Genomic DNA, 13,382 nt, shown 5'->3' with positions numbered 1-13,382 from the left:
CGGGCTTTTTTAACGGCCAACCCATAGGAGATGTCAATGGAATTCATCGACTCGATTAAGGCACGCATCCCCGACTACGCGAAGGACATTCGCCTGAACCTCGACGGCACGATCTCGCGCTCGTCGCTGGAAGGCAACGATGCGGTCGGCGTCGCGCTGGCGGCGGCGTTCGCGGCGAAGAGCACGGTGCTCGTCAAGACGATCCGCGAAGCCGGCGTGCTGTCGCCCGAAGAGACGAACGCGGCGCTGACCGCGGCCGCGCTGATGGGGATGAACAACACCTGGTATCCGTATGTCGAGATGGCCGACGACGCCGACCTGAAGACGCAGCGCGCCGAGCTGCGGATGGGCGCGTATGCGTCGCACGGCGGCGTCGACAAGCGGCGCTTCGAGATGTATGCGCTCGCCGCGTCGATCGTCGGCAAGTGCCACTTCTGCGTGCAGTCGCACTATGCGCTGCTGAAGAACGAGCAAGGCATGACGACGACGCAGCTGCGCGACGTCGGCCGCATCGCGTCGGTGATCAACGCCGCCGCGCAGGTGATCGCCGCCGAAGGCGCATAAGCGCGCGGGCCGCAGCGGCCCGACCCGCAAAACGACAAATGCCACGCATCAGCGTGGCATTTGTCATTCGGGCGGCACACGCTGCACGCCGCACGCCGGATCGAACCGGCCTGCGACGCGCACGCGCAACCGCTACTTCACCAGCAGCGCGGCCGCCTGCGCCTCGATGCCGTCGCCGCGGCCGAGATAGCCGAGCTTCTCGTTGGTCTTCGCCTTCACGTTCACACGTTCGAGCGGCAAGCCGAGGTCGGCCGCGATGTTCGCGCGCATGCCGTCGATGTGCGGCGCGAGCTTCGGCGCCTGCGCGATCACGGTGCTGTCGACGTTCTGGATCGTGAAGCCGGCCGCCTTCACGCGCGCCGCGCATTCGCGCAGCAGCACGCGGCTGTCCGCGCCCTTGAAGGCGGCGTCGGTGTCGGAGAAATGGCGGCCGATGTCGCCGAGCGCCGCCGCGCCGAACAGCGCGTCGGTGATCGCGTGCAGCAGCACGTCCGCATCCGAGTGGCCGAGCAGCCCGCGCTCGTACGGAATCGTCACGCCGCCGATGATGAGCGGGCGCCCCGAGACGAGCTGATGCACGTCGTAGCCTTGTCCGATTCTGAAATCCATGCGTGTTCCGGTTGAGATGAAGTGAAAGTCAGGAGGCGTGCGCGGGAGCCGCGAGAATCGCTTCCGCGAGCGCGAAGTCTTCCGGGTACGTGACCTTGAAGTTGCGCAGGCTGCCCTGCACGACGCGCGGCGTATGGCCCGCCCATTCGATCGCGCTCGCCTCGTCGGTCAGGTCGTGCCCTTCGCGCTGCGCGCGCAGGATGGCGTCGCGCAGCATGCCGATGCGAAACATCTGCGGCGTCTGCGCCTGCCACAGCGCGTCGCGCGACTCGGTGCGCGCGATCGCGTCGCCGCCCGTCGGCACGCGCTTGAGCGTATCGGCGACCGGCAGCGCGAGGATGCCGCCCACCGGATCGTCCTTCAGCGTCGCGACCAGCGTGCGGATCAGCGTCGGCGTGATGCCGGGGCGCGCGGCGTCATGCACGAGCACCCAGTCCTGGTCGGTCGCGCCGAACTCGGCGAGCCCGAGCAGCCCGTTGAGTACCGACGCCTGACGCGAGCCGCCGCCGCAGCGGCGCACCGCGAAGCGCAGGCCCGCGAAGCGGCGTGCGTCGAAATGGGTATCGTCGGGCGCGAGCACGACGAGCGTCTGGGCGAACTCGCTGCAGGCGTCGAACGCGGCGAGCGTGTAATGGAGAAGCGCGCGACCGGCCAGCGTGCGGTATTGCTTCGGCACGGCCGAACCGGAGCGGCTGCCCGTGCCGGCGCAGGGAATCAGGGCAAAAAGTCGGGGTGTCACGAACGGAGAACGCCGGAAAGGTGAAATCGAGAAGCGGATTTTATAATAGGTCTTTCGTCTCGACCGGCGCACCGCGCTGCGCCCGTGCCCGCCACCCCTGCCGTCCCTATGCCAGACACCGCTACCAACCCGTTCGCCTCGCCCGTCGCCCGCGTCAAACCGGGCCAGCGCTTCATCTTCGACGGCGCGCACGGCTCCGCAGACGCACTCGCCATCGCCCGCTATCTTGCCGAGAACCGCGACGCGGTCCCGCTCCTCGCGGTGATCTGCGCGAATGCAGTCGACGCACAGCGGCTGTCGCAGGAGCTGCGCTACTTCTCGCCGGATGCGCGCGTACGCCTGCTGCCGGACTGGGAGACGCTGCCGTACGACACGTTCTCGCCGCACCAGGATCTCGTCTCCGAGCGGCTCGCGACGCTGCACGACCTCGGCGAGGGCCGCTGCGACATCCTGCTGGTGCCCGCGACCACCGCGCTGTACCGGATGCCGCCCGCGTCGTTCATGGCCGCCTACACGTTCGCGTTCGCGCAGGGCGAGCGGCTCGACGAGGCGAAGCTGAAAGCGCAGCTGACGCTCGCCGGCTACGAGCACGTGAGCCAGGTCGTGCGGCCCGGCGAATACTGCGTGCGCGGCTCGCTGATCGACCTGTATCCGATGGGCTCGCCGCTGCCGTACCGGATCGACCTGTTCGACGATCAGGTCGACTCGATCCGCGCGTTCGATCCCGATACGCAGCGCAGCCTGTACCCGGTGCGCGACGTGCGCCTGCTGCCCGGCCGCGAATTTCCGTTCGACGAGGCCGCACGCACGGCGTTTCGCAGCCGCTGGCGCGAGACCTTCGAAGGCGATCCGAGCCGCGCGCCGATCTACAAGGACATCGGCAACGGCGTCCCGTCGGCCGGCATCGAGTATTACCTGCCGCTGTTCTTCGACGAGACGGCCACGCTGTTTCATTACCTGCCGCAAGACGCGCATCTGGTGTTCACCGGCGACCTCGAGGCGTCGATCCGCCGCTTCACCGCCGATACGAAGCAACGCCACGCGTTCCTCGCGCACGATCGCGAACGGCCGATCCTCGAGCCGCAGCGGCTGTTCCTGTCGGACGAGGATTTCTTCGCGTTCGCAAAACCGTTCGCGCGCGTCGTGCTGCCCGCGCAGCCGGCCGGCGGCTGGGCGACGGCGCTGCCCGAGCTGACGGTCGACCGCCATGCCGACGATCCGCTCGCCGCGCTGCGCACGTTCGTCGAGTCGTCGGGCAAGCGCGTGCTGCTGACGGTCGAATCGGCCGGCCGCCGCGAAACGATCCTGCAACTGCTCGCCGAGCATCGGCTGCGCCCCACGTCGAACGACCACTTCGCGGGCTGGCTCGACAGCGACGCGCCGTTCGCGCTCGGCGTCGCGCCGCTCGCCAGCGGCTTCGCGGTGCCGGCCGAAGGCTACGCGATCGTCACCGAAACCGAGCTGTACGGCGCGCTCGGCCGCCGCGCGGGGCGCCGGCGCCAGGAACAGGCGAGCAACGTCGACGCGATGGTGCGCGACCTGTCGGAGCTGAAGGTCGGCGATCCGGTCGTCCATGCGCAACACGGGATCGGCCGCTACATGGGCCTCGTGTCGATGGATCTCGGCGAAGGCGAGACGGAATTCCTGCATCTCGAATACGCGGGCGACAGCAAGCTCTACGTGCCGGTCGCGCAACTGCACGTGATCTCGCGCTACAGCGGCGCCGATCCCGACAGCGCACCGCTGCACGCGCTCGGTTCGGGCCAGTGGGAACGCGCGAAGCGCAAGGCCGCGCAGCAGATCCGCGACACGGCCGCCGAGCTGCTGAACCTGTACGCGCGCCGCGCCGCGCGCGAAGGCCACGCGTTCGCGCTCGATCCGCGCGACTACGTGAAGTTCGCGGAGAGCTTCGGTTTCGAGGAAACGCCCGACCAGGCCGCCGCGATCGCCGCCGTGATCGGCGACATGACGAGCGGCAAGCCGATGGACCGCCTCGTGTGCGGCGACGTCGGCTTCGGCAAGACCGAGGTCGCGCTGCGCGCGGCGTTCATCGCGGTGATGGGCGGCAAGCAGGTCGCGCTGCTGTCGCCGACCACGCTGCTCGCCGAGCAGCACACGCAGACCTTCGCCGACCGCTTCGCCGACTGGCCGGTGCGCATCGTCGAGCTGTCGCGCTTCAAGACCGCGAAGGAAGTCAATGCGGCGATCGCGCAGATCAACGAAGGCAGCGTCGACATCGTGATCGGCACGCACAAGCTGCTGTCGTCCGACGTGCAGTTCAAGCGCCTGGGCCTCGTGATCATCGACGAGGAGCATCGCTTCGGCGTACGTCAGAAGGAAGCGCTGAAGGCGCTGCGCGCGGAGGTCGACGTGCTGACGCTCACCGCGACGCCGATCCCGCGCACGCTCGGCATGGCGCTCGAAGGGCTGCGCGACTTCTCGGTGATCGCGACCGCGCCGCAGAAGCGGCTCGCGATCAAGACCTTCGTGCGGCGCGAGGAAGAAAGTGTGATCCGCGAGGCGATGCTGCGCGAACTGAAGCGCGGCGGCCAGGTGTACTTCCTGCACAACGAGGTCGAGACGATCGAGAACCGCAAGGCGATGCTCGAGGCGCTGGTGCCCGAGGCGCGCATCGTGATCGCGCACGGCCAGATGCACGAGCGCGAGCTCGAGCGCGTGATGCGCGATTTCGTCGCGCAGCGCGCGAACGTCCTGCTCTGCACGACGATCATCGAGACCGGCATCGACGTGCCGAGCGCGAACACGATCATCATGCACCGCGCCGACAAGTTCGGCCTCGCGCAGCTTCACCAGCTGCGCGGCCGCGTCGGCCGCTCGCACCACCAGGCTTATGCGTACCTGCTGGTGCACGATCCGCAGTCGCTGACCAAGCAGGCGCAGCGCCGGCTCGAGGCGATCCAGCAGATGGAGGAGCTCGGCTCGGGCTTCTATCTGGCGATGCACGACCTCGAGATCCGCGGCACCGGCGAGGTGCTCGGCGACAAGCAGTCGGGCGAGATCCACGAGATCGGCTTCCAGCTGTACACCGACATGCTGAACGACGCGGTGAAGGCGCTGAAGAACGGCAAGGAGCCGGACCTCACCGCCCCGCTCGCCGCGACGACCGAGATCAACCTGCATGCGCCCGCGATCCTGCCGGCCGACTACTGCGCGGACGTGCAGGAGCGTTTGTCGCTCTACAAGCGGCTGGCGAATTGCGAGCACGGCGATGCGATCGACGGCATCCAGGAAGAGCTGATCGACCGCTTCGGCAAGCTGCCGCCGCAGGCGCAGGCGCTCGTCGAAACGCACCGGCTGCGGCTCGCCGCGAAGCCGCTCGGCATCGTCAAGATCGACGCGAGCGAGGTCGCGATCGGGCTGCAGTTCGAGCCGAACCCGCCGATCGATCCGATGCGCATCATCGAGATGGTGCAGAAGCATCGGCACATCAAGCTCGCCGGGCAGGACAAGCTGCGCATCGAGACGCGCTCGCCGGATCTGGCGATCCGCGTGTCGACGATCAAGGAGACGCTGCGCGCACTCGCGCCGAGCGCCGCACGCTGAGCGGCGGCACGCACGCACCAGGCACCACGCACGCGATGCTGCGCCGCATCGCGTGCGGCAAAGGCGGCGCGACGCGTTTTTGAGTATGATTTTCCCATTCCTCAGACGGAGTTTTGCCATGTCCATCCTCGACGCGCCGGCACCTTCCGCCGCCGACCAACCCGACGCGTCGCTCGTCAGCCTGCCGTGGATCGAGCGGCTGGTGTCGATGGACACGACGAGCCGCGTGCCGAACCTCGGCCTGATCGAAACGGTGCGCGACGCGCTCGCCGCGAGCGGCATCGAGTCGACGCTCACGCACGACGCGCGCGACGGCTGGGCGAACCTGTTCGCCACGGTGCCCGCGCACGACGGCTCGACCGATGGTGGCATCGTGCTGTCGGGTCACACCGACGTCGTGCCGGTCGACGGCCAGCAGTGGGACAGCGACCCGTTCGCGCCGCAGCTGCGCGACGGCCGCCTGTACGGTCGCGGCACCTGCGACATGAAGGGCTTCATCGGCGCGGCGCTCGCGCTGCTGCCCGAGATGCAGGCAGCCAGGCTCGCGAAGCCGATCCACTTCGCGCTGTCCTACGACGAGGAAATCGGCTGCGCCGGCGCGCCGCTGCTGATCGCCGATCTGGTCAAGCGCGGCGTGAAGCCATCGGGCTGCATCGTCGGCGAGCCGACCAGCATGCGCCCGATCATCGCGCACAAGGGCATCAACGCATACCGTTGCTGCGTGCGCGGCCATGCGGCGCACTCGTCGCTGACGCCGAAGGGGCTGAACGCGATCGAGTACGCGGCGCGCCTGATCTGCCACATCCGCGACCTCGCGGAGCGCTTCCGCGCCGAAGGGCCGTTCGACGCGCTGTACGACGTGCCGTTCACGACCGCGCAGACGAGCACGATCCAGGGCGGCAACGCGATCAACACGGTGCCGGCCGAATGCCGGTTCGACTTCGAGTTCCGCAACCTGCCGACGCTCGACCCCGAGCAGATCTTCGCGCGCATCGAAGCGTATGCGCAGGAAACGCTGCTGCCGCAGATGCGCCGCGAGCATCCGAACGCGGCCATCGAGTTCTCGAAGATCGCCGCCGCGCCGGGCCTCGACGCGACCGAGCAGGCCGCGATCACGCAGCTCGTGCGCGCGCTCACGGCCGATCAGGACAAGCGCAAGGTCGCGTACGGCACCGAGGCCGGCCTGTTCGAACGCGCGGGCATTCCGAGCATCGTGTGCGGGCCCGGCAACATCGAGCAGGCGCACAAGCCGAACGAATACGTCGAGCTCGCACAGCTCGCCGCGTGCGAGCAGTTCCTGCGCAAATTCATCCGCAGCATGTCGGTCGACGCGCACTGACCGCCCGCGCCGGCCTGCGCACGCGGGCCGGCCCCACTCTCCCCATCCGCCACGTCATGTCGACTGAATCAACGGGCCCGGCCCACACGACGATCGACGGCGAGCCGATTCCGACGCTCGACGAAATCGCCGCGCAGCATTTCGCGTTGTCGCCCTGGGTCGCGCGCACGCCGGTATTCGAACGCGCCGATCTGCCGACGCTCGAAGGTACGCACGTCAACTTCAAGTTTGAGCTGCTACAGGCGAGCGGCAGCTTCAAGGCGCGCGGCGCGTTCACGCACGTGCTCGCGCTCGACGAAGCGCGCAAGAACGCCGGCGTCACCTGCGTGTCGGCCGGCAATCATGCGGCGGCCGTCGCATATGCGGCGATGCGGCTCGGCAGCAGCGCCAAGGTCGTGATGCCCCATACCGCGAGCCCGGCGCGCATCGCGCAGTGCCGCGCGTATCGCGCGGAAGTCGTGCTGGCCGGCAGCGCGTCGCAGGCATTCGACCTCGTGCGGCGCGTCGAGGCCGAGGAAGGCCGCTTCTTCATCCATCCGTTCAACGGCTATCGCACGATTCTCGGCACCGCGACGCTCGGCTACGAATGGGCAACGCAGACGCCCGACCTCGATGCGGTGATCGTGCCGATCGGCGGCGGCGGCCTCGCGGCCGGCATGGCCACCGCGTTGCGCCTCGCGAATCCGCGCGTGCACGTGTACGGTGTCGAACCCGAAGGCGCCGACGCGATGTGCCGCAGCTTCGCGGCGAACCACACGATCAAGATGGGCGCGATGCAGAGCATCGCCGATTCGCTGATGGCGCCGCACACCGAGGAATACAGCTATCAGCTGTGCCGGCGTCACGTCGACCGGATCGTCACCGTGTCGGACGACGCGCTGCGCGCGGCGATGCTGTTCCTGTTCTCGCATCTGAAGCTGGCGGTCGAGCCCGCGTGCGCGGCCGCGCTCGCGGGGCTGCTCGGCCCGCTGCGCGAAACGCTGCAGGGCAAGCGGGTCGGCGTGCTGCTGCCGGGCACGAACACCGATCCGGCCACGCTCGGCATGCATCTCGCGCACGCGCAGCTGCAGCGCTGAACCCGCTCGCGACGCTCAGGGTTATCCCCAGTTTTTGTTGACAGCCCTGTTGATAACCCGCCGCACCTCTCTGCAAGTGGTTGAGCGCGCAGCGTTTTACGTGCGCGCACGGGGCCGGACGCAAAATAGGCAGATGCGGCCGGCGAACGCGATCCATCGGCGCTTTGCGCGGCGCAACCCACCCTTCGTGATCCCGATCATCGCCGTCCGCTGCACCGCGGCGATCCGCCACGCGTAGCGCGGGCGATTCCTCACACGAACGATCGAACCATCGGCGTGCGTGTCGCGCCGGCATCCGGCATCCGGCATCCGGCATCCGGTCGCGCTCGGGTTCGCGATCGCCGTCGACGCGCGGCCGCACGCAAACGAAACGGGCGCCCGAAGGCGCCCGTTGCAGTCGACACGTCAGTGTTCCGCTTACTTGCTTTCGAACATGTCCATGATCTGCTGCTTCTCCTGCTGCGTGACGGGCGGCGGCGCGAGCCCCGCCGCACCGGCCGAGCCGAGTGCGTCGTTCGCGCTGATCGCGTTCTCGGCCGGGTTGATGTCGACGCTCGCCACGAAGCCGTTGCCCGGCGTGCGGTCGGCGTAATACAGCTCGCCGTCGATCGTCGTCAGCCCGTCGGGCATCGGCATCTGCTGCTCGGGCACGCCGTTCAGCGCGGTGCGCATGTAGTTCACCCAGATCGGCAACGCGAGCTGCGCGCCGAATTCGCGGCTGCCGAGGCTCTTCGGCTGATCGAAGCCCATCCACGCGACCGCGACGAGCGACTGTTGATAGCCGGCGAACCAGCCGTCCTTCGCATCGTTGGTCGTACCCGTCTTGCCCTGCAGGTCGCTGCGGCCGAGCGCGTTGGTGCCCGCGCCGGTGCCGGCCGTCGCGACCGAATGCAGCAGGCTGTTCATCACGTACGCGTTGCGGCCTTCGATCGTGCGCGGCGCCGTGCTGCCCGCGACCGCCGGCTGCGACTTCTGCAGCGGCTGGCCGCGCGCGTCGTCGACTTCGGCGATCAGATACGGATCGACCTTGTAGCCGCCGTTCGCGAACACGGCGTAGCCGGTCGCGAGCTGCAACGGCGTGACGAGCCCGGCGCCGAGCGCCATCGGCAGGTACGGCGGCGTCTTCGCCGGATCGAAGCCGAAGCGCTGCGTCACGTACTGCTGCGCGTACTGCGTGCCGATCGACGCGAGGATGCGGATCGACACGAGGTTCTTCGAGCGCTGCAGCGCAGTGCGCATCGACATCGGGCCGTCCGGCTGATCGTCGTCCTTCGGCTCCCACGCGGTGCCGCCCGGCACGCTCGGCGGGAAGTACAGCGGCGCATCGTTGATGATCGTCGCCGGCCCCATGCCCTTGTCGAGCGATGCCGAATAAATGAACGGCTTGAACGACGAGCCCGGCTGGCGCCACGCCTGCGTCACGTGGTTGAACTTGCTCTTGTTGAAGTCGAAGCCGCCGACCAGCGAACGGATCGCACCGTCCTGCGGCGCGATCGCGACGAGCGCGCCTTCGACCTGCGGCAGCTGCACGACCTGCCAGCCCGTCTTGCCGTCCTTCAGCACGCGCACGATCGAGCCCGGCTTGATCCGCAGCGTCGCGTTCGCGCGCGGGCTCAGCGCGGCGGACACGAAGCGCAGGCCGGCCGGCCCGATCGTCGTGGTCGCGCCGCCGACGAACTGCACGTCGACCGCATTCGGCGATGCCGACAGCACCACGGCCGATTGCAGATCGCCGTTGTCGGGGTGATCGGCGAGCGCGTCGTCGACCGCCTCGTCGCGATCGTCACCGGCGGCCGGCAGATTGATCGACCCTTCCGGCCCGCGATAGCCGTGGCGGCGCTCGTAGTCGAGAATGCCGCGCCGCACGGCCTGATAGGCCGCTTCCTGATCGGCCGCGTTGATCGTCGTGGTGACGGTCAGCCCGCGCGTATAGGTTTCATCCTTGTACTGCTCGTACATCATCTGCCGCACCATCTCGGCAACGTATTCGCCGTGCACCGCGTACTGGTTGCCCGGCGTGCGCACGTGGATCTCCTCCTTCACCGCCTGGTCGTACTGCGGCTGCGTGATGTAGCCGATTTCGAGCATGCGCTTGAGGATGTATTCCTGACGCACCTTCGCGCGCTTCGGATTGACGACCGGGTTGTACGCGGACGGCGCCTTCGGCAGCCCCGCGAGCATCGCCGCCTCGGCGAGCGTAATGTCCTTCAGGTCCTTGCCGAAGTACACGCGCGCGGCAGCCGCGAAACCGTACGAGCGCTGGCCCAGATAGATCTGGTTCATGTACAGCTCGAGGATCTGGTCCTTCGTCAGCGCGCGCTCGATCTTGTACGCGAGCAGCATCTCGTAGATCTTGCGCGTGTAGGTCTTCTCGCTCGACAGGAAGAAGTTGCGCGCGACCTGCATCGTGATCGTGCTCGCGCCCTGGCGCGCGCCGCCGTGCAGCAGGTCGGCCACGCCCGCGCGCAGGATGCCGAGGAAATCGACGCCGCCGTGTTCGTAGAAGCGGTAGTCCTCGATCGCGAGCACCGCCTTCTTCATCACGTCGGGAATGTCCTGGAAGCGCACGAGACTGCGGCGCTCCTCGCCGAACTCGCCGAGCAGCACGTGATCGGCGGAATACACGCGCAGCGGCACCTTCGGCTGGTAGTTGGTCAGCGCGTCGAGCGACGGCAGCTGCGGCGCCATCACGACGAGCGCATAGCCAACGATCAGCGCGCCGACGATCGCGAGCGTCGCGAACAGGCCGACGAACCACAGCGCGACGCGCGAGCCGAACGAGCGACGCCCGTCGCCGTCGCGGCCGCCGCCGCGGCGCGATGCGCGACGGGCGTCGTCGGGCTCGTCGTCATCGGGGTAATAGGCTCCCGACGGCGAACGGCGCAGCGAGTAGTGAGGTTCTTTCCGATCGGAGGAGGAAGACGGTCGTTTGATGATTGGCATGTCGGAATGGCGGGCGAACGTGGCGCCCTCGGACGCATGCGGATAGGCAAGCGGATGAATCAGAGTGGGTGCATCGTGGCACTGTCACGTCGACAGACCGCGTGGCGCAGCGATCCGTTCCCGCGACGTGACAGCGCATTTTAATGAAATCGACCGGTTGACTTCGCGATTTTTTGTAAAAATTCCCGCACTGCGGCGAATTGCGGAACGTATTCGCCGCAGGCTGCGCCTATCATGGTCGCGCAGCGCGCTGCGCGCCGCGCCGTTGCTTTCAATCGCGAAAGCATCGAATCGACGCGACCCGCAGCGCTTGAACTCGCGCACTTAAGCCGTATTTAAGCGGGCGGCGGTGTAATATCCGCCGGCTCACGCGGGTCGGAACCGATTCGCGACGGGCGTTGCCGCTCACGCGGCACCTTTCAAACCACGGAGGATTTCATGTCGCTTTTCGACTCTGTTTCGCGCACGATCAAGGGCCTGCTGAACGACGCGGCCGATTCGGTACAGGATCCGTCGCGCGACGCACGGCAGATCGTGCGGGAGCTCGACGACAGCATCGGCCGTGCCGAGAATTCGCTGATCGAAATCGAGGCACAGGTCGCGACCCAGCGCAGCAAGCGCGATGCGGCCGACGACAAGGTGAAGAAGTACGAGGACGGCGCGAAGCGCGCGCTGCAGGCCGGCGACGAAGCGCTCGCGCGCGAGGCGCTCGCCGCGCAGGCGAACGCGGAAGCCGAGCGCGACGCGCTCGCGGCCGAGCTGACCACGCTCGAACCATCGGTCGACAAGCTGAAGGGGCAGATCGCCGACATGCGGGCGCGCCGCAACGATCTGAACGCCCGCTCGAACATCCTGCAGGCGAAGCAGGAAATCGCGCAGGCGAAGGACGTCGCGGCGAGCGCACTGGGCGGCATCGGCGGCAAGAACCTGTCGGAAGACTTCCAGAAGCTCGAGGACAAGGTCGCGCTGCAGAATGCGCGCTCGGACGCACGCCTGAACTCGGCCGACACGTCGAGCGGCAAGGCGCTCGACGACAAGCTCGCCGCATTGAACAAGGGCCCGTCGGTCGAAGACCGCCTCGCAGCGCTGAAGAAGCAGCTCGACACGCCCGCGCAGTAACGGCACGCGCGCCGCGGGCCGAGCGTCCACGGCGCGCACCGATCCAGGAGGCGGGCAAGCATGCCCGGTTCGATCATGAAGAAATCCCTCGCCGCACTCGGCCTCTCGCTGATGCTGCTGTCGTCCGCCGCGTTTGCGGTCCCGTCGCTGCAACAGGTCGAGCAGTCGATCGCCCAGCGCGACTGGCAACGCGCCGACACGCAGTTGTCGCAAGTCATCGACGCCCATCCGAACAACGCGCACGCGCGCTATCTGTACGCGCAGGTGCTCGACCGCGAAGGCCGCGCGTCCGACGCGCTCGCCCAGCTGCAGCAGGCCAGGACGCTCGATCCGCAACTGCGCTTCACCGACGCGTCGCGCTTCGCGCAAACCGAAGCGCGCATCCGTGCGGATGCCGGACGTACGCGCGCAACTGCGCCTGCCGCGCCGCAAGCCGGCTCGTTGCAGCCCTCGGTCGCGCCGATCGCGCCGCCCGCGAAACACGGGCCGTCCGCCGGCATGTGGATCGTGCTGGGCCTGCTCGTCGCGATCATTGCGCTGGTGCTGCGCTGGACGCTGCGCCGCGCGCGCTCCGCGGGCGACAGCCGCGCCGACGACGAACGGCGCACGCAGCTGAAGCGCGCCACCGACGTGCTGAACGACATCCGTCCGCTGAAACTCGACGCGAAGCTGTCGACGGCGCCCGGCGCCGCCGCGCTCACCGGCGAGCTCGAAGGCATCGAAACCGATGCGCGCGCACTGGTCGAAGCGCTGTCGAGCGGCAAGAGCCCGGTGCCGCCCTATCGGATCGACGAACTCGAACAGCGGCATGCGAGCGTGAAGGCTCGCGTCGAAGGCCGTCCCGATCCGAGCGCGCCGCCGGCCGCGCCCGCGAACGGCAGCGGCTCCGTGTATGCGCAGGAAGCCGATCGCGTGACCGGCATGCAGGGCCAGCCGTATCAGCAACAACCATACCCGCAGCAACCGTACCCGCCCCAGCAGCCGCCCGTCGTGGTGCAGCAAGGCGGCGGTTTCGGCGGCGGCATGGGCGGGCTGCTGACCGGCGTGCTGCTCGGCGAAGCGATGTCCGGCGGACGCGAGCGCGTGGTCGAGCGCGAGGTGATCGTCGACGATCAGCGCCGCCGCCCCGACAACAACGATGCGGGCTTCGACCTCGGCCGCGGCGACAACACCGACTGGAGCGACGGCAACGGCGGCGGCGTCGATCTCGGCGGGAACGACGACGGCTGGACCGACGACAACAGCTGAGCGTTCCCGTCGACACCTCGCACGACGCCCGCCTGCGCGCCTTCCCGCATCGAAGTGCGCGCGCCCATCGATTTGTTAATCATCTCAAGATGGGCTACCGACAATGGGGCACGTTCGCTATCATGCGGCCATCGGCGTGCCTCCGATACCCCACCGATCAGACGCTTCGCAGCCCTGCGCG

The 13,382-nt window shown here is 68.3% G+C and carries 9 protein-coding genes; 6 read left to right on the top strand and 3 right to left on the bottom strand.

Annotated features, from left to right (window positions below):
• The first annotated feature begins 36 nt into the window (after nt 1-36).
• The gene (locus MBR110_RS08310; RefSeq protein ID WP_011885089.1) at nt 37-564 is read left to right on the top strand and encodes a carboxymuconolactone decarboxylase family protein; all 528 of its coding nucleotides are present in this window, start codon (nt 37-39) and stop codon (nt 562-564) included.
• Between the two features lie 132 nt (nt 565-696).
• Here MBR110_RS08310 and ispF read toward each other — a convergent pair whose 3' ends face one another.
• The gene (gene ispF, locus MBR110_RS08305; protein WP_014723181.1) at nt 697-1,173 is read right to left on the bottom strand and encodes a 2-C-methyl-D-erythritol 2,4-cyclodiphosphate synthase; all 477 of its coding nucleotides are present in this window, start codon (nt 1,171-1,173) and stop codon (nt 697-699) included.
• A 28-nt stretch (nt 1,174-1,201) separates the two neighbouring features.
• Nucleotides 1,202-1,912, bottom strand: a complete 711-nt coding sequence (ispD, locus tag MBR110_RS08300) for a 2-C-methyl-D-erythritol 4-phosphate cytidylyltransferase (RefSeq protein ID WP_011885091.1) — start codon at nt 1,910-1,912, stop codon at nt 1,202-1,204.
• 108 nt (nt 1,913-2,020) lie between these two features.
• Between ispD and mfd the strand changes: the two genes are divergently transcribed.
• From mfd to MBR110_RS08285, 3 genes are all read left to right on the top strand, one after another.
• Nucleotides 2,021-5,476, top strand: a complete 3,456-nt coding sequence (gene mfd / locus MBR110_RS08295) for a transcription-repair coupling factor (protein ID WP_059456997.1) — start codon at nt 2,021-2,023, stop codon at nt 5,474-5,476.
• Nucleotides 5,477-5,594: 118 nt separating this feature from the next.
• Nucleotides 5,595-6,815, top strand: a complete 1,221-nt coding sequence (gene argE, locus MBR110_RS08290) for an acetylornithine deacetylase (protein WP_011885093.1) — start codon at nt 5,595-5,597, stop codon at nt 6,813-6,815.
• A 56-nt stretch (nt 6,816-6,871) separates the two neighbouring features.
• On the top strand, nt 6,872-7,891 hold the full coding sequence (locus tag MBR110_RS08285; protein WP_014723184.1) for a threonine/serine dehydratase: 1,020 nt from the start codon (nt 6,872-6,874) through the stop codon (nt 7,889-7,891).
• A gap of 417 nt (nt 7,892-8,308) precedes the next feature.
• Here the strand turns inward: MBR110_RS08285 and MBR110_RS08280 are convergent, their stop codons facing one another.
• Nucleotides 8,309-10,834: a penicillin-binding protein 1A gene (locus tag MBR110_RS08280; RefSeq protein WP_034195329.1), complete on the bottom strand. Its 2,526-nt coding sequence runs from the start codon at nt 10,832-10,834 to the stop codon at nt 8,309-8,311.
• 438 nt (nt 10,835-11,272) lie between these two features.
• Here MBR110_RS08280 and MBR110_RS08275 point away from each other — a divergent pair, with 438 nt between their 5' ends.
• Entirely contained in the window at nt 11,273-11,953 is a 681-nt protein-coding gene (locus MBR110_RS08275; protein ID WP_011885096.1) for a PspA/IM30 family protein, read from the top strand.
• 75 nt (nt 11,954-12,028) lie between these two features.
• On the top strand, nt 12,029-13,201 hold the full coding sequence (locus MBR110_RS08270) for a tetratricopeptide repeat protein (protein WP_046426989.1): 1,173 nt from the start codon (nt 12,029-12,031) through the stop codon (nt 13,199-13,201).
• Nucleotides 13,202-13,382 lie beyond the last annotated feature (181 nt).

This window comes from Burkholderia sp. MBR-1 (assembly GCF_013822785.1).
In the GTDB taxonomy this organism is placed as follows: Bacteria; Pseudomonadota; Gammaproteobacteria; order Burkholderiales; family Burkholderiaceae; genus Burkholderia; species Burkholderia vietnamiensis.
The sequence above is the reverse complement of the archived record's forward strand: the minus strand, read 5'-3'. Positions and strand labels throughout refer to the sequence as shown.

Bases quoted from the DNA above. Each gene is read 5' to 3' on its own strand.
- ispF (WP_014723181.1), bottom strand. From the start codon at position 1,173: ATGGATTTCAGAATCGGACAAGGCTACGACGTGCATCAGCTCGTCTCG.
- MBR110_RS08285 (WP_014723184.1), top strand. From the start codon at position 6,872: ATGTCGACTGAATCAACGGGCCCGGCCCACACGACGATCGACGGCGAG.
- mfd (WP_059456997.1), top strand. From the start codon at position 2,021: ATGCCAGACACCGCTACCAACCCGTTCGCCTCGCCCGTCGCCCGCGTC.
- MBR110_RS08280 (WP_034195329.1), bottom strand. From the start codon at position 10,834: ATGCCAATCATCAAACGACCGTCTTCCTCCTCCGATCGGAAAGAACCT.
- MBR110_RS08310 (WP_011885089.1), top strand. From the start codon at position 37: ATGGAATTCATCGACTCGATTAAGGCACGCATCCCCGACTACGCGAAG.
- MBR110_RS08275 (WP_011885096.1), top strand. From the start codon at position 11,273: ATGTCGCTTTTCGACTCTGTTTCGCGCACGATCAAGGGCCTGCTGAAC.
- argE (WP_011885093.1), top strand. From the start codon at position 5,595: ATGTCCATCCTCGACGCGCCGGCACCTTCCGCCGCCGACCAACCCGAC.
- MBR110_RS08270 (WP_046426989.1), top strand. From the start codon at position 12,029: ATGAAGAAATCCCTCGCCGCACTCGGCCTCTCGCTGATGCTGCTGTCG.